The sequence below is a fragment of the Streptomyces sp. WAC 04229 genome (assembly GCF_003947455.1).
Lineage (GTDB): Bacteria > Actinomycetota > Actinomycetes > Streptomycetales > Streptomycetaceae > Streptomyces.
Window position 1 is genome coordinate 1 of sequence record NZ_QHJH01000108.1, and the last position, 22464, is coordinate 22464.

Annotated in this window: 39 protein-coding genes; 19 read left to right on the forward strand and 20 right to left on the reverse strand. The window is 69.0% G+C overall.

Going from position 1 to position 22464, the window contains the following annotated elements; translation table 11 throughout:
- Positions 1–91: 91 nt before the first annotated feature.
- From DMH12_RS24810 to DMH12_RS24825, 4 genes are read right to left on the reverse strand one after another with little or no spacing between them, the layout of a single operon-like run.
- A complete protein-coding gene (locus tag DMH12_RS24810; RefSeq protein ID WP_125493677.1) occupies positions 92–385 on the reverse strand; it encodes a hypothetical protein in 294 nt (97 codons plus the stop codon).
- 10 nt (positions 386–395) lie between these two features.
- Positions 396–782: a hypothetical protein gene (locus DMH12_RS24815; protein WP_125493678.1), complete on the reverse strand. Its 387-nt coding sequence runs from the start codon at positions 780–782 to the stop codon at positions 396–398.
- A complete protein-coding gene (locus DMH12_RS24820; RefSeq protein ID WP_125493679.1) occupies positions 782–1438 on the reverse strand; it encodes a hypothetical protein in 657 nt (218 codons plus the stop codon). The genes DMH12_RS24815 and DMH12_RS24820 overlap by 1 nt, the downstream gene beginning before the upstream one ends.
- Positions 1438–1626 (reverse strand): hypothetical protein, encoded by a 189-nt coding sequence (locus tag DMH12_RS24825; RefSeq protein WP_260474332.1) that lies wholly within the window; start codon positions 1624–1626, stop codon positions 1438–1440. The genes DMH12_RS24820 and DMH12_RS24825 overlap by 1 nt, the downstream gene beginning before the upstream one ends.
- A gap of 263 nt (positions 1627–1889) precedes the next feature.
- Here DMH12_RS24825 and DMH12_RS24830 point away from each other — a divergent pair, with 263 nt between their 5' ends.
- The 5 genes from DMH12_RS24830 to DMH12_RS24850 all read left to right on the forward strand — a co-directional run bounded on the left by DMH12_RS24830 (position 1890) and on the right by DMH12_RS24850 (position 6682).
- Positions 1890–2633, forward strand: a complete 744-nt coding sequence (locus tag DMH12_RS24830; protein WP_125493681.1) for a GntR family transcriptional regulator — start codon at positions 1890–1892, stop codon at positions 2631–2633.
- A 210-nt stretch (positions 2634–2843) separates the two neighbouring features.
- On the forward strand, positions 2844–3158 hold the full coding sequence (locus DMH12_RS24835) for a hypothetical protein (protein ID WP_125493682.1): 315 nt from the start codon (positions 2844–2846) through the stop codon (positions 3156–3158).
- 170 nt (positions 3159–3328) lie between these two features.
- Positions 3329–4309, forward strand: a complete 981-nt coding sequence (locus tag DMH12_RS24840) for a GIY-YIG nuclease family protein (RefSeq protein WP_185832508.1) — start codon at positions 3329–3331, stop codon at positions 4307–4309.
- A gap of 62 nt (positions 4310–4371) precedes the next feature.
- Positions 4372–5586, forward strand: coding sequence for a hypothetical protein (locus DMH12_RS39170; RefSeq protein WP_185832509.1), 1215 nt, complete (start codon positions 4372–4374; stop codon positions 5584–5586).
- Between the two features lie 106 nt (positions 5587–5692).
- Positions 5693–6682: a hypothetical protein gene (locus DMH12_RS24850; protein ID WP_125493684.1), complete on the forward strand. Its 990-nt coding sequence runs from the start codon at positions 5693–5695 to the stop codon at positions 6680–6682.
- A gap of 4 nt (positions 6683–6686) precedes the next feature.
- On the opposite strand, the gene DMH12_RS24855 is transcribed toward DMH12_RS24850, so the two are convergent.
- The gene (locus DMH12_RS24855; RefSeq protein WP_125493685.1) at positions 6687–7097 is read right to left on the reverse strand and encodes a hypothetical protein; all 411 of its coding nucleotides are present in this window, start codon (positions 7095–7097) and stop codon (positions 6687–6689) included.
- 109 nt (positions 7098–7206) lie between these two features.
- On the opposite strand from DMH12_RS24855, the gene DMH12_RS24860 reads away from it, so the two are divergent.
- Positions 7207–7563: a hypothetical protein gene (locus DMH12_RS24860; RefSeq protein WP_125493686.1), complete on the forward strand. Its 357-nt coding sequence runs from the start codon at positions 7207–7209 to the stop codon at positions 7561–7563.
- A 4-nt stretch (positions 7564–7567) separates the two neighbouring features.
- On the opposite strand, the gene DMH12_RS24865 is transcribed toward DMH12_RS24860, so the two are convergent.
- Complete coding sequence (locus tag DMH12_RS24865) at positions 7568–8038, reverse strand: hypothetical protein (RefSeq protein ID WP_125493687.1); 471 nt, start codon at positions 8036–8038, stop codon at positions 7568–7570.
- A 397-nt stretch (positions 8039–8435) separates the two neighbouring features.
- Here DMH12_RS24865 and DMH12_RS24870 point away from each other — a divergent pair, with 397 nt between their 5' ends.
- The 10 genes from DMH12_RS24870 (at position 8436) to DMH12_RS24915 (ending at position 13482) form a co-directional block, all read left to right on the forward strand.
- Complete coding sequence (locus DMH12_RS24870) at positions 8436–8792, forward strand: hypothetical protein (RefSeq protein ID WP_125493688.1); 357 nt, start codon at positions 8436–8438, stop codon at positions 8790–8792.
- Between the two features lie 317 nt (positions 8793–9109).
- Positions 9110–9601 carry a hypothetical protein gene (locus tag DMH12_RS24875; RefSeq protein ID WP_125493689.1) on the forward strand — a complete coding sequence of 164 codons (492 nt, stop codon included), beginning with the start codon at positions 9110–9112 and terminating at the stop codon, positions 9599–9601.
- Positions 9602–9716: 115 nt separating this feature from the next.
- Positions 9717–10121 (forward strand): hypothetical protein, encoded by a 405-nt coding sequence (locus tag DMH12_RS24880; protein ID WP_125493690.1) that lies wholly within the window; start codon positions 9717–9719, stop codon positions 10119–10121.
- On the forward strand, positions 10121–10456 hold the full coding sequence (locus DMH12_RS24885) for a hypothetical protein (RefSeq protein ID WP_125493691.1): 336 nt from the start codon (positions 10121–10123) through the stop codon (positions 10454–10456). Before DMH12_RS24880 ends, DMH12_RS24885 begins: the two co-directional genes overlap by 1 nt.
- Positions 10456–11151: an HNH endonuclease gene (locus DMH12_RS24890; RefSeq protein ID WP_125493692.1), complete on the forward strand. Its 696-nt coding sequence runs from the start codon at positions 10456–10458 to the stop codon at positions 11149–11151. The genes DMH12_RS24885 and DMH12_RS24890 overlap by 1 nt, the downstream gene beginning before the upstream one ends.
- A complete protein-coding gene (locus tag DMH12_RS24895; RefSeq protein WP_125493693.1) occupies positions 11148–11747 on the forward strand; it encodes a hypothetical protein in 600 nt (199 codons plus the stop codon). Before DMH12_RS24890 ends, DMH12_RS24895 begins: the two co-directional genes overlap by 4 nt.
- The gene (locus tag DMH12_RS24900) at positions 11744–12067 is read left to right on the forward strand and encodes a hypothetical protein (RefSeq protein WP_125493694.1); all 324 of its coding nucleotides are present in this window, start codon (positions 11744–11746) and stop codon (positions 12065–12067) included. The genes DMH12_RS24895 and DMH12_RS24900 overlap by 4 nt, the downstream gene beginning before the upstream one ends.
- 2 nt (positions 12068–12069) lie before the next feature.
- Positions 12070–12882 (forward strand): hypothetical protein, encoded by an 813-nt coding sequence (locus DMH12_RS24905; RefSeq protein WP_125493695.1) that lies wholly within the window; start codon positions 12070–12072, stop codon positions 12880–12882.
- A complete protein-coding gene (locus tag DMH12_RS24910; RefSeq protein ID WP_125493696.1) occupies positions 12879–13106 on the forward strand; it encodes a hypothetical protein in 228 nt (75 codons plus the stop codon). The genes DMH12_RS24905 and DMH12_RS24910 overlap by 4 nt, the downstream gene beginning before the upstream one ends.
- On the forward strand, positions 13099–13482 hold the full coding sequence (locus DMH12_RS24915; RefSeq protein ID WP_125493697.1) for an HIT family protein: 384 nt from the start codon (positions 13099–13101) through the stop codon (positions 13480–13482). Before DMH12_RS24910 ends, DMH12_RS24915 begins: the two co-directional genes overlap by 8 nt.
- Before the next feature lie 7 nt (positions 13483–13489).
- Here DMH12_RS24915 and DMH12_RS24920 read toward each other — a convergent pair whose 3' ends face one another.
- Positions 13490–14596, reverse strand: a complete 1107-nt coding sequence (locus tag DMH12_RS24920; protein ID WP_125493698.1) for a hypothetical protein — start codon at positions 14594–14596, stop codon at positions 13490–13492.
- 277 nt (positions 14597–14873) lie between these two features.
- Between DMH12_RS24920 and DMH12_RS24925 the strand changes: the two genes are divergently transcribed.
- The 3 genes from DMH12_RS24925 (at position 14874) to DMH12_RS24935 (ending at position 16438) form a co-directional block, all read left to right on the forward strand.
- Positions 14874–15116, forward strand: coding sequence for a hypothetical protein (locus DMH12_RS24925; RefSeq protein WP_125493699.1), 243 nt, complete (start codon positions 14874–14876; stop codon positions 15114–15116).
- 104 nt (positions 15117–15220) lie between these two features.
- A complete protein-coding gene (locus DMH12_RS24930; protein ID WP_125493700.1) occupies positions 15221–15643 on the forward strand; it encodes a hypothetical protein in 423 nt (140 codons plus the stop codon).
- A 42-nt stretch (positions 15644–15685) separates the two neighbouring features.
- Entirely contained in the window at positions 15686–16438 is a 753-nt protein-coding gene (locus tag DMH12_RS24935; RefSeq protein WP_125493701.1) for a hypothetical protein, read from the forward strand.
- Positions 16439–16712: 274 nt separating this feature from the next.
- Here DMH12_RS24935 and DMH12_RS24940 read toward each other — a convergent pair whose 3' ends face one another.
- The 13 genes from DMH12_RS24940 to DMH12_RS24985 all read right to left on the reverse strand — a co-directional run bounded on the left by DMH12_RS24940 (position 16713) and on the right by DMH12_RS24985 (position 22357).
- A complete protein-coding gene (locus tag DMH12_RS24940; RefSeq protein ID WP_125493702.1) occupies positions 16713–17009 on the reverse strand; it encodes a hypothetical protein in 297 nt (98 codons plus the stop codon).
- 21 nt (positions 17010–17030) lie between these two features.
- Positions 17031–17366 carry a DUF6233 domain-containing protein gene (locus DMH12_RS24945; protein ID WP_185832510.1) on the reverse strand — a complete coding sequence of 112 codons (336 nt, stop codon included), beginning with the start codon at positions 17364–17366 and terminating at the stop codon, positions 17031–17033.
- A 94-nt stretch (positions 17367–17460) separates the two neighbouring features.
- On the reverse strand, positions 17461–18132 hold the full coding sequence (locus DMH12_RS24950; protein WP_185832511.1) for a nuclease-related domain-containing protein: 672 nt from the start codon (positions 18130–18132) through the stop codon (positions 17461–17463).
- Positions 18129–18428, reverse strand: a complete 300-nt coding sequence (locus DMH12_RS39175; RefSeq protein ID WP_185832512.1) for a hypothetical protein — start codon at positions 18426–18428, stop codon at positions 18129–18131. The genes DMH12_RS24950 and DMH12_RS39175 overlap by 4 nt, the downstream gene beginning before the upstream one ends.
- Positions 18425–18643, reverse strand: coding sequence for a hypothetical protein (locus DMH12_RS24955; RefSeq protein WP_125493705.1), 219 nt, complete (start codon positions 18641–18643; stop codon positions 18425–18427). The genes DMH12_RS39175 and DMH12_RS24955 overlap by 4 nt, the downstream gene beginning before the upstream one ends.
- The gene (locus tag DMH12_RS24960; RefSeq protein WP_125493706.1) at positions 18640–18942 is read right to left on the reverse strand and encodes a hypothetical protein; all 303 of its coding nucleotides are present in this window, start codon (positions 18940–18942) and stop codon (positions 18640–18642) included. Before DMH12_RS24960 ends, DMH12_RS24955 begins: the two co-directional genes overlap by 4 nt.
- Positions 18942–19181: a hypothetical protein gene (locus DMH12_RS24965; RefSeq protein WP_125493707.1), complete on the reverse strand. Its 240-nt coding sequence runs from the start codon at positions 19179–19181 to the stop codon at positions 18942–18944. Before DMH12_RS24965 ends, DMH12_RS24960 begins: the two co-directional genes overlap by 1 nt.
- Positions 19182–19228: 47 nt before the next feature.
- Entirely contained in the window at positions 19229–19660 is a 432-nt protein-coding gene (locus DMH12_RS40535; RefSeq protein WP_185832513.1) for a helix-turn-helix transcriptional regulator, read from the reverse strand.
- Entirely contained in the window at positions 19657–19830 is a 174-nt protein-coding gene (locus DMH12_RS39185) for a hypothetical protein (protein ID WP_185832514.1), read from the reverse strand. The genes DMH12_RS40535 and DMH12_RS39185 overlap by 4 nt, the downstream gene beginning before the upstream one ends.
- The gene (locus DMH12_RS39470; RefSeq protein WP_221763139.1) at positions 19827–20570 is read right to left on the reverse strand and encodes a hypothetical protein; all 744 of its coding nucleotides are present in this window, start codon (positions 20568–20570) and stop codon (positions 19827–19829) included. Before DMH12_RS39470 ends, DMH12_RS39185 begins: the two co-directional genes overlap by 4 nt.
- A 152-nt stretch (positions 20571–20722) precedes the next feature.
- Positions 20723–21532, reverse strand: coding sequence for a phosphoadenosine phosphosulfate reductase (locus tag DMH12_RS24980; RefSeq protein ID WP_125493708.1), 810 nt, complete (start codon positions 21530–21532; stop codon positions 20723–20725).
- Positions 21529–21699: a hypothetical protein gene (locus tag DMH12_RS39190; protein WP_185832515.1), complete on the reverse strand. Its 171-nt coding sequence runs from the start codon at positions 21697–21699 to the stop codon at positions 21529–21531. Before DMH12_RS39190 ends, DMH12_RS24980 begins: the two co-directional genes overlap by 4 nt.
- Positions 21700–21892: 193 nt before the next feature.
- Positions 21893–22357 carry a hypothetical protein gene (locus DMH12_RS24985; RefSeq protein WP_125493709.1) on the reverse strand — a complete coding sequence of 155 codons (465 nt, stop codon included), beginning with the start codon at positions 22355–22357 and terminating at the stop codon, positions 21893–21895.
- Between the last annotated feature and the right edge of the window lie 107 nt (positions 22358–22464).

A 22464-nucleotide genomic window follows, 5' to 3' on the forward strand; every position in this document is an offset into this window, starting at 1 on the left:
CCTCTACGAGGCCCACTACGACCTGACCTGACCACCCCGACCGGGTCCGGCCCCCGCGGGGGGTGTCGGGGGCCGGACCCGGTCGGGGTGGTCAGGTCAGGTCGTAGTGGGCCTCGTAGAGGCGCGCGTCAACGCGGGCGAGGACGGCGTTGCGCTGGTCGCTGGTGGCGTCCACCCGGTGGAGGGCGTCCAGGTCGGCGGCGGCGTCGGTGAGCCAGCTGTGGATGTTGTCGATGCGGCTGATGCCGTGGGCGACGTCGGTGAGGAGCTTGGAGAGGCCGGCGGCGGTCTTCGGGTAGTCGGCGGCGTCCAGTCCGGCCTCAGCCGCGATGTCCTGGGCGTAGTCGGTGATGAGGCTGTTGATGGTGACGGTCTTGGTGGTCATTGCGGGGTCCTTACTGGTCGAGGGCGGCGTTGGCGTTGGCGGCGCTGTTGCGGAGGTCGGGGTCGGTGAGGTTGTGGGTGGTGAGCCAGCCCTGGTGGGCGGCGGTCTTCTGCTGGTCGAGGGGCAGCTGGCGGAGGGCGGGGTTGGTGTCGGGGTTCGACAGGCGGGCAATCAGGTGGCCGATGGCGCCGAGGAGATCGGTGCTGTCCGGGGAGCCGGCCAGCGTGGCGAGGAGGACCTGCGTCTGGTTGAGGTCGAGGCGGTCGTGGGCGAGGAGGCGGAGGCCGTCGCGGATGAGGTCGATGCCGGGGTGGATGTCGGCGAGGTCTTCGAGGCAGTCGCCGAGCTCGGTCCCGTCCACCGGGGGGACAGCGTTGGCCGGGGTGTGAACGTCCATCACAGGTCCCCGTCCTCGTCGGCGTACGGGTCGTGGACGTCGCCGTACATGTCGTCCAGGGCCTGGACGGCGTACAGCATGTCGACCTGCCGGTGGTCCAGGACGGTGCGGGTGATCTCGCGCGGGTCGAGGAGCAGGAACAGGTCGGTGACGTCGGCGTACAACTGCGGGTTCTTGTGGGCGACCGCGGCTGCTGACCACTCCCCGGACTCGATGGCCTCTCCGGCCTGGCCCTCCATCCACGCTTCGAACTTGGCCTTCCGCCGCTTCAGGCTGTCCTCGTCGATGGGAATTGCCCTGGTGACGGCGTCGACTGCTTCCGCGAGGAGCCCGTCGATGGGGGCGTCGTCGGGCGGCTCGCTGCCCGCGTGGGCGTTGACGGAGTCCACGGCGTCCGCGACGGTCTCGGCCTGCTTGGAGGTGAGGTCGATGCTGTGGCAGTTCCCGGTGTCGTCGCCGGTGAGGTCGATCGGCGCGAGGTTGAGGCGGAGCGTGGGCCGGGCGCCGGTGGGGTTGATCAGGGACAGGAGGTGGATGGCCTCGGCGATGTGGGCGATGGCCTGGTTCCGGGCGGTCTTCGCGGCGTCGCAGAGGGGGCAGCCGGCGACGAAGCCGAGGGTGGAGCCGTGGGAGTGGCCGGCGTCGTGGTTGAACATCACCGGGCACCTCCCCGGACGATGACGAGGAAGCTGTCGGTGTGGAGGTCCATGACGACCTCGGCGGGCTGGCCGGCGGTGCGGCGGTCGGCGGCAAACTTCTCAGCGGGCCAGGAGCCGCGGGGGCTGCCGGCGGGGAAGCGTTCCAGGACGGTGCGGGTGGCGTCGTGCGCCTTCGCCCGGCGCAGGAACTCATCGGCCTGCGTGGTGCTCATGGTGGAGTGCTGTACCGGTCGGATACGGTGCTTCATAGCAGTCGCTCCTGTTCAGGCTGGTAGCGATCTGCCGGGTCCTACGGGGCCCCCTTGGGGTCCAGGTGTGCAACCACCTGGGCCCTTTGGCGTACTGGGCCACGTTGGTCCTGGCTGTCGTTGCGTTCGCGCCCCGACACCCCTTAGAGTAGAGCCCTACACCTGGTAAGGCAAGCGCTCCACACAGAGAGAAGGTGAAGATGAGCGGAAACAAGCCGAAGCGCACCGGATACGCGGATATCGCCAGCCACTACCGAAAGCTGATCGCTGATGGCGAGCTGGCTCCCGGGCAGGAGATGCCACCGATGTCCGAGGTCTGCAAGAAGTTCAAGGTGTCGATCACGACCGCGAACCGTGCTTACCGGCTGCTGAAGTCGGAAGGTCTCACGGTGCCGAAGCCGGGTGTAGGCACCGTGGTTGCCGAGCAACCGGGCGTGGCCTCTTCCGCATCGGCCCGTCTGAAGCGGATCGAACGTACCGGCCAGCCGTACGGACATGGGGAGAAGTCTGTGGATCACACCGCTGCATTGCGGTCGATCGACGATCCCGTCCTGGTCGAGCAACTCGGCGTGGATTTCCGGGACGAGGTTGTGGTTCGCACCAGGACGTTCGTACGTGACGGCAAGCGCACTGTATTCGCCGTCTCATGCATCCACATGCGAGCCCTCGGTGATGTGCCCGAGCTACTCAGCACAGAGCCGTTCGGCCAGTTCTGGCAGGAGGTCTACAAGGCTCGCACCGGGAAGACGGTCACGAAGTCGCCGGAGCGGCGGAGTGCCCGTTTGGCCAAGGACTACGAACTGGAAGCCCTACGCATCGATGTCGAGCCGGGCACACCCGTGCCTGTGCTGGTTGTTGTGAACACCTTCTCCGACGACGAAGGTCCGATCGAGGTCTGGGAAGACGTTTGGGCTGCCGGCCTCTGGCAGGTTGACACCGAGTAGATCAAAGGGCATGCCCCGTCGGGGTGGAGCCCGTTAGATACATCGAAACGAACCACGGCCGACCGCCCCCGGCAGGGAACGGCCGGCCTCCCTGAAGGCGCTGACCTGCGAAATCACGTCGCCGACAGGGGAACCCGGTTAGGAGTTCAGCGTGAGCCTACGCGCTTTCACGAGACTCGTAAAAAGTCCCTCGCAGAGGGGGACGATCTCGTGACCAACGACGCCATCGACTGGAGCGCCCTGCCCGCCGAGGCAACCTTCACCGAGGCCGCCCGCATCGCCCACGACCTGGGGCTCTTCCCCGGCGCGACCGGCGACAAGATCCGCCATCTCGCACGCGCCAGGAAGGACACGACCTGGCCGTTCGGTGACCGAGGCGAGGGACGGCCCTACGAGTACGGACGGGTGGTCAACGCCCGCAGCATGCGCACTGAGGTCTTCATCAAGCACCTCATCGAGCACCCACCCAACCCGCACCGCCGCGGACCGGACAAGAAGCCCCGGGCACGCAGGACAGACCGGTGATCGCGATACGGGCCTGGATCGCAGCCCAGTGCCCGGAAACGCAGAACGGCCGACCACTGAGGGAGGTCGCAGCTACCTCAGGCCGGCCGTTCGAGCACAACCAGCGGATTGCAGTCCGCTGACCCGAGACCCACTCGCGAAAGCAAGGTCTAGCCATGACTGTACCTGCTATGTCCAGCAGGCCGAAGAATCAGGTAGTCCGCTCCGGCCCTCGCCCCTCCCGCACTGCGCTGTACCGGTTCTACGGACAGGACGGAGAACTCCTGTACGTCGGGATCACCAAGCGTCTACAGATCCGCTGGAGGGAACACGCGCGGAACTATGCGACCACGTGGTGGCCCAAGGTGCGGTCGAACACCGTGCACTGGTACCCCAACCGAGCCGAGGCGGGACGTGCGGAGCGGCAGGCCATCCAGACCGAAGGTCCGCTCTACAACGTCCTGCATACCCACCGCCACCGGGTCCCGTTGGGACAGCGAGCAAGCAGCGAGCCGTTCAGCGAGCAGCGCGGGGATGGCCTGCTTGAAGTACTGAAAGAGCACTTCACGGGCCGACCGTTCACAGCTTTGGACGCTGTCGGTGTTGCGCCGTTCTCCCCGTCATCGGTTGAGAAGAACATCAACGCTCTGCTCATCAGGGGACTGATCGTCATCGTCGGAGCACGGCACTTGGTGATGCCTGGCGCTCCGCGCAGGGCCAGCACTCTGTACGCCCTACCGATCAACGAGTGGGTGAACCGAGAGACGGGCCTCCCCATCGATCCAGCGGAGATTCCCGCTGATCAGCCGGAGCCGCGTCGCAAGCGTCTTCCCCTGCCGAAGCAGAAAAACGCCCCAATCATCAGGTCCACACCGCGGATCGTGGAGGAACGCAAGCCTGGGGCACCTCTGCCGTCGATCGTGACGTTCACCAGCGGCGCTGCGCTCCTGGAAGAGCTGGGCTTGGTGGACAGCATTACCCGTGAAGGGGTCCGCTTCATCTCTCGATCTCCTGACTGGCCCTTCGGACCCGGGAAGAAGCACCCCTACGGCAAGGCTGGCAAAGCCGCAACCATGGATACCGAGGTCTTCCTGGAGTACTTCCGATCCGGTCCGCGCCGCGGTGGCGTGGGACGCAAGCAGGAGCAGGAGACCAGGGGGTGTGACCTGTGAGTTTGGACCCCGAAGTTCGCCGTGGAGGCAATCTGCCGTTCGGGATGGTCGCTGCTGTGTGGATGTGTGACCCGCGGTACTCCACGAACGCGAGGACGCTCTACTCGATCCTGGTGACGTACGCGGACACGCAGGTCAGGAACACTAGGCGTGGCAAGCCGTACCGGAAGGAGCTGGCCGCTCAGATGGGCGTGTCCGTCTCCACTGTGGACCGCACGCTGGTGGAGATGGAGGTCGCCGGCATGGTGACGGTCGAGGAGCGCCGGGACCCGGCGAATCCGACGAACAACGAGGCGAACGTCTTCCACCTGCACGACGCCCCGTTGATGTGGCAGGGGAACGGTGAGTGGAAGGACCCTCTGCCGTCCGGCGTGAAGGCCGCCGAGGTGGCCAAGCAGGTCATCGAGGCGCGACGAGCGGAGAAGCGTGCGCAGGGCGTGGAGCGCCGTGGCGGGGTGCCGAAGGGCGTGAACCCGAAGGCGGTGAAGGCTGCTCGCGAGGGCTCGTCCAAAGACGCAGAGGAGGGGGCTGGCAGCACCGATGCTGCCAGGGGGAGCAGCACGGATGCTGCGAGTCGGGCAGCACGGGCGCTGCGCAATATCCAGAGCCCGCACCAGACCCCTGCTCCAGAACCCTCTTCTTCTACTGACGGCCGGAGGCCTTCTACCGGTAGTAGGGGTTCGCGTGCTGGCGGCTCCGCCGCGTCCAGCAACACCAAGCCCACCTTCTCCCGAACCCAACGCCGCCAGTACGACGCCTTCGTCGCCGCCCTCCCCGCACCGTTGAAAGCCCTCGTACCGAACGGGCTCCCGAAGCCGCTCGTGGACGCCGTCCTGACCAGCCTCGACCACGACAACCCCGCGGGCCGGACAGTGGAGCAGCTGGTCGAGTACCGGCTGATGCCGAAGTGGGACAAGTACTACGCCCGCCGCGACCAGGCCGGCCCCATCGAGAAGCCTGTAGGCGTCCTCGTGGCGATGCTGAAGTGGGACGCGGAGTGCGGTGACAAACGCTGCGACGAGCGGACGAACGTCGACACCGGCCAGCCCTGCATCTCCTGCGAGCAGCGGGCCAGCGACAAGCGGGCAGCCAGGGCCGCGGAGGCGCCCGTCAGCGTTCCGGAGGCTGCTCCTGCACCGGAGCCGCGTCCGAAGCCCGTACAGCGGCCCGCAAGCCCGGTACCGCCGCCGCGGGAAGCCGCGATCACCGAAGTCTCCGACCATCAGCGGTCCCTCGCCCGCCAAGCCGTCATGAACCGTCCGCGAGCCCGCCGCTAGCGATCCACAGGCGCCCCCAGTCAGCTCTGGGGGCGCCGCGCGCAGGGAACCCACCGCGATCCCCGCGCCAGACTGAACCCACGCCCCACTCCGTCAGGAGACCACCATGACCAACCAGACCGCCCGAACCCCCTACGCGACGAAGATCCGCTACGGCATCACCGGCGCCCCGATCCTCACCGAGGACGAGATGGACGGCAGCCACGCCCCCGGTGTCGGCGTCCGCCCGTCGGTGATTGAGCTCGTGTACAGCGCGGCCCGGGCCGGTATGCCGGCGTCGGTGTCTGCTGCTGTGACGGGCGAGTGGACGCGCTTCGGCCGCCCTGCTGACGGCCAGGTGACCGTGCACTTCGCTGGCGGCCCGGACGGTTGGCCGGGGTGGCTGGCGGAGGAGGCACGGCTGCACGACCCGGCCGCCGTGCTGCCCGCGACCACCGACCAGACCGCCGGGCCTGCTGCACTGCGCGGGGCCGCCGACTTCTTCGAGCGGACGCTAGAGCACTCCCTCGACCCCGGCAGCGATCCCAGGTACTGCACCGCCGTCCGCGACGTCGTGTTGGGGCTGCGGCGCAAGGCCGACGAGACACAGCCCGCCGAGACCGAGCGCTGCGCCCACTGCACCCACCCCAAGGGCGACCACGACGGCCGCGCCGACCACCGGGCCAACCACTCGCCGCTGGTGGCGGGAGATCCGTGGTGCCACGCCTGCAACGCACCTTGCGACCACACCGCCGTCGGGGCGCGGCAGGCCACCGAGACGGCACACGGCCTGTCCGTGCAGCACGCCGACGCCCTTTGGGACGCCATCGCCGTCCCCGGGCCCGACCGGCCGACCTACCCGCAGCAGCACCAGCGGGTGTGCCGGGCCGTCCGAGAGATCCTCGAAGAGACGGCAGCCGCCGAGACGCACGCCTGCGACAGCTGCGAAGGCGTCGACCCGGACACCTGCTTCAACAACCCGCACCGGCCGCCCGAGCAGTGCCCGCGCAGCGAGTTCGACGGGTACGGCCTCCAGTGCCAGAAGCCCGCCGGGCACAACCTGTGCACCTTCGAAGAGCAGCCCGCCGCCCACCGCGCCGTGACCCGGCAGGATTAACCGGTCAGCAGGTACCCGGCGTGTAGCCGTGGTGGGCGGCGTCCAACCCCACGCAGTCGCGGCAGAGGTCCGGGTCGACGACGTGCGCCTGCCGGGAGTGCCCGCACGCCTTGGCCGCACACGCGGGAGCATTGCTGATCCGCGGAAGTCCCGCCAGGCCCTCGTACACGTGCACCCCGGTCAGCCGGTCCAGGTATCCCAGGACGTTGTTCCGGGCGGACGTACCTTCCGGCTGGCCCTCGTGCAAGGCGACGACGTTGTCGAACGCGGCGACGAGCGCGGTCAGGGCGGCCACGACCTGAGAGCTTTCACCGCTCGAGGTGAGGGCCTTGAAGACGGCCTGCTGCTGCATCCAGCGGCCACCCGCTGCGGAGTCGAACGGCGGGACGCCGAGCTGTTCCATGTCGATACTCATACGAACAGGCTGGCAGGGCTTCCGACTCTCGTTCCCTAGGCTCCGTAGGGAACGGCCGGCGCGCAGCAGAGGACGATGACCGTACGCCCCTCGCCCCAAGGAGCCCCTCGTGACCGACCACACCGCCCAGGACATCGCCGCCTGGCTGGACCGCGCCATGACGAAGGCGGACGCCGACGCCGACCGCTGGCACGACGCGGAGTGCTCCTTCCACGGGACCACCCTCATCGACATGACCGTTCTCCAGGGCGGCGCCACGTTGTGCGACTGCGAGGGGCCCGCCTCGGTACGCCGTCGCTGCGCCGCCGACCGGAAGCTGCTGGAGCTGCATGCCGGCCGTGCGCACTCCTGCCCTGTGTGGGACGACGACGGGGACTACGACCAGCGCGTCGACTTCTACGACCACGAGACGTGTCCCGTCGTGCAGCTACTAGCGGAGGGCTACGGCTGGCAGCCCGAGACCTGACCGTTCACGCCCCTTCGTCGGCTTGCAGCGCCAGCACCAGCGTTTGGCCGCCCGTCAGGATCGTCTGCGCATCATCCGGACACGGCGACCCCGAGACGCCCGCGTTCTCGTCGTCCAGGCACTCGTGCTCCGTGTACGCGTCCACGGCAGCATTCACCTTCCCGATCTCCGCCACCGTCCGCGGATACTCTGCGGTGCCCCCGGCGTCGTTCACGGCCTGCTCCAGCTCCCCCACCACCAGCGCAATGTCCGTCAGGTGGGTGGCGCAGGCCTTGTCGCCGACCTCGTTGCAGACGGCGTCGTCCGCGCCGGCGGTGACCTGCTCGAGTTTCGGTGTCCACGTCTTCGCCAGGCCCGCGGCCGACGGCTTCGACTCCTTGCCGTCCCCGGCCCCTCCCCCGTCTCCGTCGTTGGAGCAGCCGGCGGCGAGAACAGCGAGCAGCACAGCAGCGGCTGTGGTGGTGGTGCGGTGCATTAGTCCCCCCAGGGATGGTGATCGCTGCGGGCATCATCCGGCGCCACGGCCACCGAGCGGGAGGGAAGTCACCGGACTGTGACGCTCACGCTCCCTTCTGTCTCCACTCCCAGTAGTCCCGGCAGTCCGGACACTGGTAGATCGGCACCCCCGTCTCCGGGACCCCCGACTCGCCCTCCGGGCAGTCCGACCCGTCCCCACGCCCACGCACGCCTGCGCCCGTGTATCCGCTATACGTTCGACGGTGCGGCGCGATTGCAGGGCCGGGGAGAGAGCCCGCGGGGGCGCACAGGCGTACCGGCCAGGCACAACACCGCACTTGCGGCCTACCGCCCCACCAGCCCACCCCATCCGAAAGACTGGCTCCACCGACCGACAACGCCCTGGAGTACCCGTCATGGACCTCGACCGCAGCCCCTCCCAGATGGCCGCCGAAGCAGCCTCCACTGTCCGCGCCCTCAACCACCGCACCCGCGCGGCCGGCGACGACTGGCAGTACCCGGGCGACGCCTACAACGTCGTCGGCAACCTGTCCGAACTCGCGATGATGCTCCCCCAGGCCCTCGAACAGATCAGCCGACTGCTCGCCGACCTCAACGAGACGGGCCGGCTCCGCAGCGACAAGGGCACCCTCGACCAGGACCTCGGCGAGGCCCTCCACGGATTGGGTGAGGCCCGCGAGGCGGCGCAGCAGCTGTACAGCGCCTTGAACCGAGCCCACAGCGGTCTCGGGCCGATCGGCGTCGAGATGTAGCAGGGGAAGCCCCGCCCCGGTGTGGGGCATGCTGCTCGTGTAGCCCGAGTTTGTGGGGCTGCTCTCTAAGCGCCCCCATGATCCGTTCCTACGCGGTGAGGGGAAGTGCTGGTGACGCCCTCGGCTCCCACTGCCGGGGGCGTCTTCACGTCCACCACTCCTCACCTACGCGTGGCATTGCCATGTCTAGTGCGGTACTGTGGAGTCCTGCCTCAGACCTCCCGCCGCCACCCCGCCATCCGCGATCACGAGCGGAGGCAAGCCGCGGCCCGAACCGCGCCAAGCTACCCACTACGCCCCAACCCCGGGAGCCCCGCATGGCCAAGCCCACCGCCACACCCCTGTCCCGGTCCGTCGAACTCCAGCTGTCCGGCCACCCCGACGTCAAGAACAAGTACGGCAGCGGCCACATCCGCCCAGCCCGCGTCGTCTTCCACTACCTCACCGACCGTGCGACCGCCCGCCTGTACGGGGTTTGGGTCCGTGAGGACGGCGAGCTCACCGACGCGCCCATCGATCAGGACTACCGCGAAGACGTCAGCTGGTGGCCGGACTGGCTGGCCGCCCTGGCGCGCGAGCACCAGCCCGCCGGGGTGCAGCCGCGTCGGGGCGACGAGTTCGAGGCGTGGCTGAAGGCGCAGCGGGACAAGTACGACCGGCATGGCGAGAGCAGCGAGTTCTGGCACGAGTTCGACTCCGCTCTGGACCGCTACCGGCTGCACGCCGACATGGGCGTGCCGCTCGGTGGTCATGTGTGCGAGGCGAAGGTGGTGGGGGACTGCGAGTGCCTGGAGCAGCAAGACGCCTGATGACGCTCGTCGACATACCCGCCTCGCTCGCTGGCCCGGTCATCGCCGCCATCACCATCGCCGTCACCTACCTCGCAACCGTCGACTGGACCCACCCACACACCCCGGAGAACCAATGACCACCCTCGCCTTTGAGCCCGCCGAACCCTCCGACGACAACCCCGACTACGACGACACCGCCTGCCAGTGCCCGCCCGGCGACAAGAACTACCTCCTGGAGATCGACGAAGGCCAGGCCGTCCTCGTCCACGCCGCCTGCGGGAAGCCGCCCTCGTACACGTGGGGCGACTGGCAGGAGTTCACCGTCATGGACCCCATCCCCGTCACCGTGGAGTGGGAGACCGACTGCGACGGCAACCGCTGGCACGGCCTCAACCCGTGCGACTGCGACCACTGGGTCCGGGTCACCGCGACCAGCGTCCCCGAGGACGTCCGCGCGCAGGCCCTCGAACTGACCCGCAAGCACGCCGCTGACCGACAGCACGTCGCGCCCGGCGAGCCCGACAACGGAGCAGCCTGATGGACGAACCCCAGAAGGTAGGCCGCTGCCAGCACTGCCAGCAGACCCGGCCCGTCTTCCCCTACACCGCCACCTTCGACAACGGCGAACCCATCTGGTCCACCCCCTGCCCGCCGTACTGGGCCGACCTCACCATCTGGCTGTGCGCCCGCGACTGGAGCAACGCCGAAACCGCCCGGGTCAACGGCCGCACCTTCCACATCGAGCACGGCCTGGTCGTCTTCGCCGAGGACCAGCCGCGGACCCGGATCTGGGCCGGCGGCCGCGAACTGCTCACCCGGGCCGAGGAAGACCTCAACACCTGCAAGGCCATCCTGGCCGTGACGGAGGCGTGATGCCGAAGCGAGTCCATCGCTCGCCCGAGCCGTCTGGCTGCCGCTGGTGCGGTGTCACCAAGGCCGACCACATGCAGCGCTGGTCGTCTGCCGTTCTTGACGATGAGATCAACGCCGGTAGTACGCGCACACTGGACGATCTCCCAGACTACGTGATCTACGGCGACGGGCGAGTCCAAGGGCCTTCAGGTAAGTTCCTCTCCCTGTCACCCAACAGCAACGGCTACATGACGTTCTCTGGTCCACGTCAACGACCCCGGAACCAGAAGAACTACCGCGTACACGTGGTTGTGTGCCGAGCCTTTCACGGCGAGAAGCCTTTGGCGTCTCATCAGGTCCGCCACTTGAACGGAGACAAGAGCGACAACGCCGCCTGGAACCTCGCCTGGGGCACCCCTGGGCAGAACTCCAGCGATCGAGACGAGCACGGCCGCACCCTATACGGCTTGAAGAACCCCGCCGGGAAGATCTCCGAGGATCAGGTCCGAGCGATCAAGGTGCGCTATGCAACAGGCAGGTTCACTCAGAAGCAAGTTGCCGACACCTTCAGCGTCAGCCGATCGCTAGTCGGACAGATCGTCCGTGGAGAGATACACAGACCGCGTGTCGCCGGCTGGCATCAGTGGGAGCAGCCCACCCAGCAGCAGATCAAGGACCGCATGCGAGCCCGACGAGCCGAGAGGAGCCGCCTGTGATTGACACCGTGCCCGTGCCGTCCCCCCGCGGCTACGCCAAGGCCACCCTGCACCTCACCATCGACCCCACCGAACACGCCCGACGCCAAGACCGCAGCATCGGATCCCTCACCCACTGGTCCATCATCGAGACCTGCCTGCACCTCCCCCACGCCGAACCCATCCCCTGGCAGGCCCTCACCATCCGCCAGCAGAACGTCGTCCGGCAGGCGCCCCCAGGCGTCTTCCGGATCACCGGGCACCGGCACCACCCCAAGGTCACCCGCATTGCGCTACGCCCCTGCCGTGTCGTCCGGGCCACCGTCCGCTCCGCCACCGCCTGCGCGACCGCCCTCGGCAACGTCACCTCGTACGCGCCGTTCTGTGAACGCTCCCTCATCGTCACCCGCCTGCCGCGCATGCCGGAAACGCTGATCGAGTTCGGGTTCTGGGGTGTCGGCCTGTACCTGGACCACGACGGAGAGCTGGAGACGCTGGTGGAGCCGACGACGTGGCGGCCCATGCGGATCACGGCTGCTGGCTGGCGGTTCGCGGAGGAAGCGTACGGCTCCTACCTCAAGCACGCCGCCCACGTACCCGAGAGGACCCGACCGTGACCGCCTGGACCGCGGCGGCCGCCGCTCTGGCCCTCCTCGCCGCCGGCTACACCCTCGGAGCACGGGAAGCTGGCCCGCGCCTCCTGTCCTGGGCCGAGGACGCCGTCACCCCCGGCTGGCGCACCTGGAAGTTCTGGCCCGCCGCCCCGATCATCCTCCTCGCGCTGGCCTGGATATGGACTGTCTACCCGCGGCGCACCCTGGCCAACGTGCGGGCCTGGAGGCAGCCCCCACCGCCCCGTGGGCCCGCCATGGCCTTCGACCCCGACTGGGCCGCCAAGAGGCGCGCAGCAGCCCACCAGAACACCGAGGAGGCCTGACCGTGGGAGCAGCACTGCACCTCGCCCACACCCAGCAGACGCCACCCGACCCGCAGACCAAGGGAGGCGGCGGCGGAGGCGGGAAGGACTTCGCCGACTTCGCCAGCCGCATCTACCAAGACGACCGAGCCGACGCCAAGTCCCGCCAGCTCCTCCTCGCCATGGCCTACGTCATCACCTTCCAGCCCACCGACAGCCCCAAAGAGCAGTGGCGGAACCTCCGCAAGGCGATAGGCCACGACGACAGGCACCGGTACACCGACGTCCTGCGCGACCTGTTCGAACACGACCGTCCCCGCTACGTCCCCGACGACGAGAAACCCGGCGGCTACGACCCCTCCAAGCGTCTCTGCATCGGTCCCCGACTGCGCCCATACAAGGAGCGCGTCTACGCCCCCGAGCAGATGTCGCTGCCCGAACGCCTGGAGCAGGAGAAGCGCGACGCCGAGGACTTCCGGAACACGGAGAACGTGTGCGGCGCCGATGGCAAGCACCGCGTCCTGGAGAAACTCCCCGGCACCGGCTGGTACCGGTGGCACTGGTTCTGCCAACGCCACCGTGACCACGCCGCCCGCGTCAAGGAGCAGGTGAAGGCACAGAACGAGGCGGCACCCGAACCCATCCCGAACGCTGGCGGGCTGCTTCCCTGCTACTTCGAAGCCAACTGGGTCAACCTGTACCGCCACTACACGTGGGACAGCTGGGAGCCGCCCGTGTACGGCGTCCGCGCGGACGACTGGCCGATCCCCGGGAAGCAGCCCGTGCCGCAGCGTGCCCGGCTGCGTCTGGTCGCTGGCGGCCTGGAGGGCGTGTGAGTAGCCGTACGGCCCGGCGCCGTGTCCCGGCTCGGGTCGAGTCCATCGAGGAACGCCTCGCCCTCCCCACGCCCGCCCGGCTTCCCGGGCAGGAGGCGATACCCGTCGCCACCATCGCCCACCACACCTACGAAGGCACCGGCCCCTGCCGCGCCGACGACTTCGGCACCCTGTGCGGGGCCCACCGCGACGCCCACCACCACACCGGAGAAACCCATGCCTAAGCCCGCCGATACAACGCCCTGCCCGTTCTGTGAGATCGCTGCCGGACGGGCCCCCGCGAACATCGTCCGCGACTGGCCCGAGACGATCGCCATCGTCCCGCTCAACCCCGTCGTCGACGGCCACCTGCTCGTCATTCCGAAGGCCCACGTCACTGACTTCGTGGCCGACCCCGCCACTTCCGCGACCACGATGCTGCGCGCCGCCGACCTCGCTGGCAGCTACCCGGCGGGGTCCATGAACCTGATCACCTCGCGCGGTCGGGCAGCCACGCAGTCCGTGTTCCACCTGCACCTGCACCTCGTACCACGGGCCGAGAACGACGGCCTGGCGCTCCCCTGGTACAGCGGCCGCAGCAAGACGCCACAGCCGCACTGACGCCCGCTCAGGCTGTCGTCTCGTACTCCGCCCCCGCCGGCCCCGCCGCGGAGGCACTGTCATCCACCCGGCAATCCGGCGACTGCGCATAGTGGAAGATCAGCTCGTTCATCGAGCCCACCCCCCAACGCTCCTTCATCGACGCAACCTCATCCTCCAGGGTCCGCTTCGACACCCCGATCCTTTTCGCCGTCGTCTCCTGCGAGTAGCCGTCACACAGGTTCCGCATGATCTCCCGCTGCCGGCGTGTCGTCCGTACCCCGTCCAGCGCCGACGCACGTGAGCCCACCGTGTCCCGCGCATCCCCACGACGTGCGCGGAGTTGCCCCATCCACGGCTGCGCCCGCATCCACGTCGCCTCGAACGCGCGGGCCAGCATCACGACAGACGCCGGATCCGTGATGATCCACGCGGCGTGCGGTGGGGACTCCGCCACGATGTAGTCGGGGACCACCGCCGTCTCCCGATCCACGATGATCATCCGTTCGAACTTGCCGGGCATCGTCCGGTACTGCGCCGACCGGCCAGGCCCGCGGCTGGTCATCTGAGCCGCATACGCTGCCGTCGGCCCGTGATCCCGCACCGTCTCCCGGTAGATCGTCCTGAGCACCACCCCCCGGTCCAACGCTGCCACGTCCCGGGGCATCGCAATGTCCAGCAGCGCCTGGTCCCGCGGCCCGCCCGGCTGCGACGCGAGGATCTCCCGCCTTGCTCCGCCGACGACGTCCTGGAGGCGGGCGTTCACGACGTCCGAGTCGTCCAGGTACACCGACGCGGTGCCCGGGATGCGGAGTTGGACGGAGTCGTAGGCGTGGGACAGCTGCTGCGCCAGCTCCGGCAGCGCCTTCAGCAGGGCCACTTGCCGTTCGGCGGCGTTCAGGACGTCGTCGAAGCGGCGCTGCAACGCCCCCTTGGGGTCCCGGACCGCGGGCACAGTGTCAGCCGGCTGGTCGAGGGCGATGAGTCCCCAGTCGACGAGTTCGGCGTGCGCTTCAGGATGAGCGGCTTTGATCGCCTCGACTTGTTCGGCATTTCGGATAGCGCAGGCCCCGTACAGGCGGAGCGCATTCTCCGACAATTCCCTGCCGTCACCGTGCGCACTGGTTATGGCCAAAGCTTCCGGTTCCCCCGTCAAACACCAGAGATCAACTGCGGATTACCGCACTGCGAACACCCGCACGACCAACCCGTTGAGTGTGCAACCAGCCTAAGGCAACGTAGCCGTGGGGCGTCCCCCGACGCTCGTAGCCAAAGTCCTCCCCCACACCCCACACGACTACTGCCAGGTAACAGCCGTGAAGGGCAAAAGGGATTCGCAGCAGGACCAAGGCAACGAGGATTCGGGACCAGGCGCCCCGCTATGCATTCCACCCCGCAGAAAGGATCAGCCCGTGAAGCCACTGCGAAGGCTCCTCGCCGGCGTGTCCCTCACCGCCGCCGCCACCCTCGGAGGCCTCACCGCCCCCACCGCCGCGACCGCGGCTGCCCCACCCGACACCGCCTGGGGCGCACCCGCCCCCGACACCAGCGGCGGCGGGTCCACCGACGACACCGCCTGGGGCACCCCACCCACCGACGGCAGCAACGGCTCTGACGGCCCGTCCGTCGCCCCGTACGACACCGCCTGGGGCTAACCCACCCTGCGGCAGACCGGCCCGGCAGCACGCCCCCAGCGCCGCTGCCGGGCCTCGCCATGAGCGGAGGGAACAGGCGGCCCACAACGCGCGACCGTGGAACCATGAGCCCTTCCCCAGACCAGGCCGTCATCCACCGCACCGAACTCCCCATCGATGACCGACCCCACGGCATCGACCTCACCGGGGAGATCCTCCACACCGCGGTCCGCCGGCCCGGAGCCGTGGACGTCTGGTACCAGCCGCGCCCCGAGAACATGGAGTCGATGCGGCGCAGCTTCCAGGTTGTCGGCACCGGCCAGCCCATCCCCACCCACCTCGGCCTGCACATTGTCGGCGGCCACAAGGGCACCGCGATCTCCCCGGACGGCCAGTGGGTGTGGCACGTCCTCGAGAACTGGTGCCCGCACCAGGAGTACACGGAGATCGTGGAAATGGGGCAGCTGCCGGACACATCAGCGCTGTGCGTGGACTGCGGCGTCGACCTCGAAGGCGACGGCCACGGCCGGTGGAGGCCCCGCCCCTGAGCGGTGGGAACGGGTGCCGGTTTCGTGCCCAGACTGAAGGGCATGCCTCGCATACCCGCACGAACCATCCGCGCCCTCACCACCCTCACCGCCGCCCTCGCCGGCGCCCTCACGCTTACCGCGGCCAGCCTCCCCGGCCCCCACTACAGCGGCACCGGCTGGAAAGCCATCACCAGCCACAACATCTACAGCCTCTCCCCCGACCCCTATGAGATCGTCTTCGCCAGCACCACCGCCCGCAGCAAACTCGCCGGCTACTTCACCGCCCCCGCCGCCCAAGTCACCACCCAAGTCGGCGTCCGTATCACCGTCACCCAAACCCTCGACACCACGCCCCTCGGCACGTGCCCGCCCCGGCACCGCATCATCGTCCACTACCTCCACCAGCCCCTCGGCCAACGCGGCATGAGCCAGGCCCGGCCCTGCTACGCCACCGCCAACAACTCGGCGTGGGGCGGGCACATCCTCATGGACTCCGAGTACTGGACGATCCCCAACTGGTTCTCCACCACCCCCGCAGTCAACGAAGCCCGCCGTAAGGACGCCACCGCGCACGAACTCGGGCACATCCTCGGCCTCGACCACCCCAACACCGACCTCGACCGCGACGGGACGGTGGAGGCCGGGGAGTGCGTGAAGAACAAGGCGGGCCTCCGCCCACTGCTCTGCTCACCCAACCGCTCGAACCCGCCCACCAGCGAGGGCGGCAAGTTCACTGCCGACTTCGACATTCCGGGGCTGCGGCAGATGCTGGCGAACTTCACACTCCGCAAGAACTACGTCCTCCGCGGCTGAAACAGCTCCAGGGGGACGCCTGTCAGCGGGGCGTGCCACCATGGGAGTGCGCGCCGAGCCTGGCCTCCTTGCCGGAGGTAGGTGTGCGATCAACCCGGTGTGAGCGACCGCGGGCGCTCCTGATCAACATCGGGTCTTGCGTGACCGTCGGCGATGCCGAAGGGGATTCGGTCGCGGGCGAGGGCAACCTCGTTCGATGTGGCCAGCGTCCGACGGTCAGGTCCAGCCTTCCGCCCCGTCCGCGTCCCCCGTCGCGAGCGGGGCGGTCGTGCGATCAGCCGTACGGCTTCCAGGCGGGCAGAAAGTCGGCGTGATCGTCCCACTGTCGGGCGGCTAGCGCCAGGTGATGAAACTCCAACGATGGGCTGTCGCCCTGCTTGAGCTCCGACTGCGCAGCCCCCTTGATGTGGACGGTGACGTCAAGCAGGGCCTGGAAGGCTTTGAAGTCCTCCGAGTCGTACCTCGCTGCGTCACGCAACGGCTTAACCCGGGCCTGAATGAAGGAGACGAGCGCGTCGATGTCCTCCTGGGTGTAGTCCGGGAACGGCGTGTACGTGGGTTGATCCGTCATGGGGGCATCCTCCCTCACGGTTTACTCACGCAGGCCCGGTTCCGGGTTGCACACGCTGCACATCTCCACGACCAGCGTCTCGTCCGCCAGCGCGTGCATCACCTCCGACCGCTCCAGGAACCCCGCCTCCCCCTTCCAGATCCCGCACCCGCCCCGATGCAGGACCGCACGCCGGTTCCGGGCCGGCTCCAGCTTCCACCGCGCCTCCTGCCACGCCCGCTGCGCCTGCCGCTGCGCCTTCTCCACCTCGACCTCAAGCGTCCGGATCGTCGCGTCCGTCGTCCGTAGCTGCCAGGCCAGCCACTCCCGCAGGACACGCTGCTTCGCGAGACGTTCTTCCGGAGGTAGGTCGCTCATGTGTTCGATCCTAGGGTCATGAAAAAAGGACCCGCCACCTGGGCCGAAGCCTTCGGTGACGGGTCACGATCTCCCCGGGTGGCACACAGGCAGGCTACGCCGCACTCCCATACCGGGGAAGGGTCCGCCGTACCCGGGCCGCCAGGTCGACCGCCCTGGGCTGTACCGGACCCATCCCTCCCGGCATGCCCACCAACGTCGCCAGGAGCCGATCCGCGGCCAGAACGTGCACCATCCGCTCCCACGCCGGCACAGGCACGTCCAGGCGCCCGCCGGCGACTGGTGAGCCGTGGACGACGATGACCGGCAGCAGCATCCCCGCCGGCACGCCCAGGGCTGCCGCGGTCCCCGACACGTAGCCGGCGAACTTCTCCACCTGCTCGTGCCGGTCCTGCCGTCCGCAGTGCACCCGACCCCGGAGCAGCACCGTCGGGCAGGGGCGGCCCTCCCACGACTTCCGCCACTTCTTCGAGTCGAGCACGACCAGGCCGTCCCCCGACGGGGGTATCGCCACGTGATCCACGTTGAAGCGCCGGCCAGGCACCGCCAGATCGTGGAACACCTGCCACCCGGCCGGTAATCGCGTCAGCAGCTCCGCCGTCCACTGCTCGCCAAGGCTGCCCTGCTCCTGCCGTACCGCGGCCGCCTCCAGCCGCCGGTCGACGCTGTGCACGCCGCACCAGCGGAGAACCGTCCGCCACCAGCCCCGGCGGGCAGCCGCGCGCAGCCGGGCCGCCTCACGAGACGTCGACCCACCCGCCGTCACGCCTGGTCCCCCGTCCGTTCCAGCCAGGCCCCCAGAGCAGCGTGCAGCTGCTCTACCTGCCCGCGGTCCAGCACCTGATCCTCCACGCCCAGGGAGAACCGCAGCCACGGCCACGGCTGCCCGTCCTCCGGCTGGTCGTCACGACCGTCGCGAGTGATGTGGGAAGGAACCTGCGCCAGCGAGGGAGCTTCGTCGCTGGCCACCCGCACGTCAGCCTCGGACGGCAGGATGTGAGAACCCTGGTAGGCGCCAGGCGGATTGTCCTCAAGGTCGAAGAACGTAGCCCAGATGCTCACGAGCTGCTCCTTCCGTCCGGTCGGGCGGGGGCGTGACGGGCCAGCTGGGCGACGAGGAGCAGGCTGGGCACCAGCCACAGCAGCAGCACCCCGGGAATCCACTCGTGGGCGATCGTGAGGGACGCGCCGCCAGCGAACGCGGAGGCGGCGGCGGTCCGGCAGGCGTACACGGTGACGAGGTCGACGGTCATCTGGTGGCCTTCCTGTGGGGTCACGAGTGGGTGGGTGCGGTCCGGCGGACGCCCTGGAACCGGGACGCCCACGACTTCAGCCGGCGCTTCGTGTCGTCCCCGCCGCCGCCCTTCCACCACAGCCAGCCCAGAATGGTGGTGAACCCGGCGCCCATCCCCGCGGACACGGTGTCCTGCGAGAGGACGTTGCCCAGCGTGTACAGCAGGTAGCCGACGCTCATGACGCCGTAGATGTGGTGCTTGCGGAACCGCCCAGTGACGTAGGCGAATGCCGCTACGGCGGACAGCGCCGCTCCTGTGATGCCGAGGGCGTCGTACAGCATTAGGAGACCTTCCTGGTGGTGTGGGGTCGGGCGTGCGCTCGTCGGCGCCGGCCACGGCGTACCTGCCCGGCCACGGCCTCCACCGCGAAGACGACGGCGACAGTGATGACCATGCAGACGATGACCGCACCCGGAGACAGAGCGCTGGTGCTGGTGAGGGCGATCCACGTCCAGCTGGTACCTACGGCGATGGCGCCGACGAGGACGCATTCGGCGAGGAGCGGGGGTATTCGGTGCATGAGGGCCCCTTCCGGGCGTGATCGGTCTTGCCCGCCGGCGCGGGTGTCTAAGATGTCCGGATTTCCGAGCTGTCTTGGGTGGCTTTACGCGCGGCGCGGCGTTCCCGCCTGTACGCACGCTCGCCCTCCCAACACGCCTCACACGGCTCCTCGCCGTAGTACCGGTGAGCCGCGAACCCGGCATGGTCACCGTGCCGCCGGGTCGGGTCGAGGATTCCGGAAGCACACGCCAGGAAGACGGCATGCGCAGACGTCTGCGCACCCAACTTCCGCAAGATCTGCTTGCTGTGCGAACCCACCCCGCCCACGGTTAGCCCAAGGTCTCTGCCGATCTGCTGCCACGATTGCCCCTGCGCAATGCGATGGAGGACGTCGAGTTGTCGGGCGGTCAGGGGGAGCCCCTTCAGCGGGTCGTCCGGGGACGGGCCGGCCCCGCTACCCGGAGGTGGCGGGCCCGGTCGTGGAGGGGCTGTGGTCACTGGTGCGTCTCCTTCTCCGCCTCGTCCCGGGCATCCAGGTAGGCGACCGCGTCCCGCCAGTCGACGGGCATGTCCCCGGACGGCTGCGTCTCCCCCGGAAACCGGCGGCCGGGCGGGGTGCGGGATGCGAGGGCGGCGAGGGCTGCCGCCTGACGGTCGGCGAAGGTCACGGCGTGGCCCCGTCCTGCCGCGCCCCGGCGGCGGGCTGGTGCTCGGCCTCCACGGTGTACGTCGTCGTCGCGCGGACGACGCGGACCGGCCGGTCGATCGCGTGCGGCTTGGAAAGCTCGAAGCTGTCGAGGGCCCAATCCCGGTCGTCGTAGGGGCCGCCCGAGGTCTTCCAGGTTCCGCGGAGGGGGACTTCGACTGCCCACGTGGTGGTCGGCGCGTGCGCCTCGGTCTCGGCGGGCTGTGTCTCGTCGGCCATACGGCTGAGGTCGGCGACCCGCTCATGGATCGCGTCCCAGGGCGCGGCGGTGCCCAGACCGAGCTTCACGGACAGGGCAAAGCGGTGACCTTCGACGATGGCGCGGCCCGACTCGATCTGACCCTGGTGTCCCTGGAGCAGACACCGTGCCCCAGTGGCGGCCAAACCCTGGTCCCGGTCGGCGTCCTCTTCCAGCACCTCGACGCGTGCCCGGAGGCGGCCCTCCTCGGTGAGCGCGGGCGGCGGCGTGACGTCGGCGGTCTGGTCGGTGATTGCGGGCAGCCCGGCGGCCGGGCACTGGTCGGCCGGGTGTCCCTGCCGCATCGTCTTCGCCGCCGACCAGTGATGCTGGTCGCAAGCTTCGGTCACCTCGTCCAGGACGACGAGGCCACACGGCGCCTTCGGGCAGGGGCAGGCGTCTTCGATGTCGGTTCCCATGCCCGGGAACGAGCGGCCGATGTGGCGGTCGGTCTGGTTGGTCATCGGGTTCCTTTCGCACGGCCCGGGGCGGGCGATCGGTGTCTGTTTCGGGTGGGTTTCGGCGCTCACCGGTCCCCCTCGGCGGAGGCGGTCGGTGCGGGCCCGGCCCTGGCGGATAGCCGCCGCCAGGACCGGCGGGTTGGGTGGTTGGCGGGTCAGGTCATGCACCAGCCGTTCGAGCAGGCCTCGGCGTCCATATCGATCAGCGGAAGCTGCCGCCCGTGCTTGAAGAGTTCACGCAGCGGCCGGCCGTAGGGCGTGACGAACACCGGCGGCTTACCCTTCGCTGCGAGATGCCGGTTGATCGTGTCCTCGATCTCGCAGGCTCGCGCGAACCGCTCCGGCTCGTTGTCCTGCATGGCCTGCCACTCGTGGACCTTGCGGATCGGGCAGAAGTCACAGGACGACTTCGGCGGCATGGGCAGGCCTGCGGACCTGACGATTCCGGGACAGTCGGCGCGTCGTATCCCAAGCCACAGGAGGGGGTAGTCGATCTCCTCGTAGGGCATGGCCTTGTTCGGGTTCGCCCGACCGATCTCGTCGACGGTGATACCCATGCCTACGGTGGCCTTGTTGTCGGGGCTGGCACCGTTCGCGAGAAGCCATGCCCCCGTCACATCGATCTTGAATTCCTTGGTGCAGACCCGGGAACCGGGCTTGCCGTTGGACAGGTAGACGGGGATGGTCTGACGGCTGCCGTTGCTGTTCATGATCCGACCGCGGATCGTTTCGACCGTGCCGTCCTTCTTCACCCGGTCCAGCAGGTGTAGTTCCAGGCCGTGACGGTCGGCGAACGGCTTGGCGTACTCGTGGAAGTAGGTGATCGTGTCCGGGTTCTCGGAGTCGTCTCCCACATTGGCCATCAGGAACGTCCGATAGTCCAGTTCACCGCGGGCGGCGAGTACCAGCGCGGCGGTGGACTGCCAGCCGCCGCCAAAGCTGAAGGTGCGCAGTCGGCCACTCATCGGAGACTTCCTGCGAGCAGCGTGAAGACGGTCGGTTCGTCGATGCACAGTTCGGCGGCGATCTGAGCGTGCGTCCGGCCGCAGGCGGCGAGGTCGCTTGCCATGTCAGCCCAGGCCGCGGGCCGGTCTTCGGGCTGGACGTACTCGGTGCTGAGGGTGTCGGTCATTGGTGTCCTCCGGGGCAGTCACGTCGGTTGTGGGATTGCCGCATGGATCGGGCGGTGGCGTGGTCGGGGCAGGCGTCGTCGATGCGGTCGGCGACGATCAGGCCGCACGGGGCTTTGGTGCAGGGGCAGGCGGCTTCGGTGGTGGTGCCGGTGAACGCGCGGCCAACGTGGTCGCCGGCCCACACAGGCGCGGTCACCGCGCGGGGGTTTTGCGTTGGCGGCCGAACGGGAGCCGCGCGGAGGCCCTGCCGAGGATCCGGGACGCGCCGGGCGCGGCAGCCGGCATAGCGGCCGCGGGAGCCGCCTCAGCGGGCGCAGGAACGGCCGGGACGGGGTCGGGATGCCAGAGTTCCACCCACACCCCACACGACCGCCACACCAACCCCGTACGGCCCGGACTGTCCACATCGAACGCCGGGCGTTGATCCCCCGGATGGCGGAGGGACAGCTGATGGTGGTCGGAGCCGGCGAACAGACGCAGCGCATGCGCGGCACCCCGCCCGGTCACCTCCGCGGACAGGTACTGGCACCCGTCGGGGGCGGTGCTGTTGGTCCACGGGCCGAGGTGGGCGGGCAGGTTGCGGTCCTTGGTGAAGGTCCGCCAGGCGTTCTCAGCTTGGAATTGGACGTCGATGGCGTTGGCGCGGGGTGTGGACATGAGGACTGCTTTCACGCGGGTGTGCGGGAGAAGAGGGGCCCCGCCCCGCAGGAGGGGCGCGGGACGGGGCCCCTCTTCTCCCGCACACCCGCGTGAAAGCAGTCCTC

Coding starts and splice junctions, on each gene's coding strand:
- DMH12_RS24810 (WP_125493677.1), bottom strand. CDS start 385: ATGACCACCAAGACCGTCACCATCAACAGCCTCATCACCGACTACGCC.
- DMH12_RS24815 (WP_125493678.1), bottom strand. CDS start 782: ATGGACGTTCACACCCCGGCCAACGCTGTCCCCCCGGTGGACGGGACC.
- DMH12_RS24820 (WP_125493679.1), bottom strand. CDS start 1,438: ATGTTCAACCACGACGCCGGCCACTCCCACGGCTCCACCCTCGGCTTC.
- DMH12_RS24830 (WP_125493681.1), top strand. CDS start 1,890: ATGAGCGGAAACAAGCCGAAGCGCACCGGATACGCGGATATCGCCAGC.
- DMH12_RS24840 (WP_185832508.1), top strand. CDS start 3,329: ATGTCCAGCAGGCCGAAGAATCAGGTAGTCCGCTCCGGCCCTCGCCCC.
- DMH12_RS39170 (WP_185832509.1), top strand. CDS start 4,372: ATGTGTGACCCGCGGTACTCCACGAACGCGAGGACGCTCTACTCGATC.
- DMH12_RS24850 (WP_125493684.1), top strand. CDS start 5,693: ATGACCAACCAGACCGCCCGAACCCCCTACGCGACGAAGATCCGCTAC.
- DMH12_RS24855 (WP_125493685.1), bottom strand. CDS start 7,097: ATGAGTATCGACATGGAACAGCTCGGCGTCCCGCCGTTCGACTCCGCA.
- DMH12_RS24865 (WP_125493687.1), bottom strand. CDS start 8,038: ATGCACCGCACCACCACCACAGCCGCTGCTGTGCTGCTCGCTGTTCTC.
- DMH12_RS24870 (WP_125493688.1), top strand. CDS start 8,436: ATGGACCTCGACCGCAGCCCCTCCCAGATGGCCGCCGAAGCAGCCTCC.
- DMH12_RS24875 (WP_125493689.1), top strand. CDS start 9,110: ATGGCCAAGCCCACCGCCACACCCCTGTCCCGGTCCGTCGAACTCCAG.
- DMH12_RS24880 (WP_125493690.1), top strand. CDS start 9,717: ATGACCACCCTCGCCTTTGAGCCCGCCGAACCCTCCGACGACAACCCC.
- DMH12_RS24885 (WP_125493691.1), top strand. CDS start 10,121: ATGGACGAACCCCAGAAGGTAGGCCGCTGCCAGCACTGCCAGCAGACC.
- DMH12_RS24890 (WP_125493692.1), top strand. CDS start 10,456: ATGCCGAAGCGAGTCCATCGCTCGCCCGAGCCGTCTGGCTGCCGCTGG.
- DMH12_RS24915 (WP_125493697.1), top strand. CDS start 13,099: ATGCCTAAGCCCGCCGATACAACGCCCTGCCCGTTCTGTGAGATCGCT.
- DMH12_RS24930 (WP_125493700.1), top strand. CDS start 15,221: ATGAGCCCTTCCCCAGACCAGGCCGTCATCCACCGCACCGAACTCCCC.
- DMH12_RS24935 (WP_125493701.1), top strand. CDS start 15,686: ATGCCTCGCATACCCGCACGAACCATCCGCGCCCTCACCACCCTCACC.
- DMH12_RS24940 (WP_125493702.1), bottom strand. CDS start 17,009: ATGACGGATCAACCCACGTACACGCCGTTCCCGGACTACACCCAGGAG.
- DMH12_RS24945 (WP_185832510.1), bottom strand. CDS start 17,366: ATGAGCGACCTACCTCCGGAAGAACGTCTCGCGAAGCAGCGTGTCCTG.
- DMH12_RS24960 (WP_125493706.1), bottom strand. CDS start 18,942: ATGCTGTACGACGCCCTCGGCATCACAGGAGCGGCGCTGTCCGCCGTA.
- DMH12_RS24965 (WP_125493707.1), bottom strand. CDS start 19,181: ATGCACCGAATACCCCCGCTCCTCGCCGAATGCGTCCTCGTCGGCGCC.
- DMH12_RS39470 (WP_221763139.1), bottom strand. CDS start 20,570: ATGACCAACCAGACCGACCGCCACATCGGCCGCTCGTTCCCGGGCATG.
- DMH12_RS24980 (WP_125493708.1), bottom strand. CDS start 21,532: ATGAGTGGCCGACTGCGCACCTTCAGCTTTGGCGGCGGCTGGCAGTCC.
- DMH12_RS39190 (WP_185832515.1), bottom strand. CDS start 21,699: ATGACCGACACCCTCAGCACCGAGTACGTCCAGCCCGAAGACCGGCCC.
- DMH12_RS24985 (WP_125493709.1), bottom strand. CDS start 22,357: ATGTCCACACCCCGCGCCAACGCCATCGACGTCCAATTCCAAGCTGAG.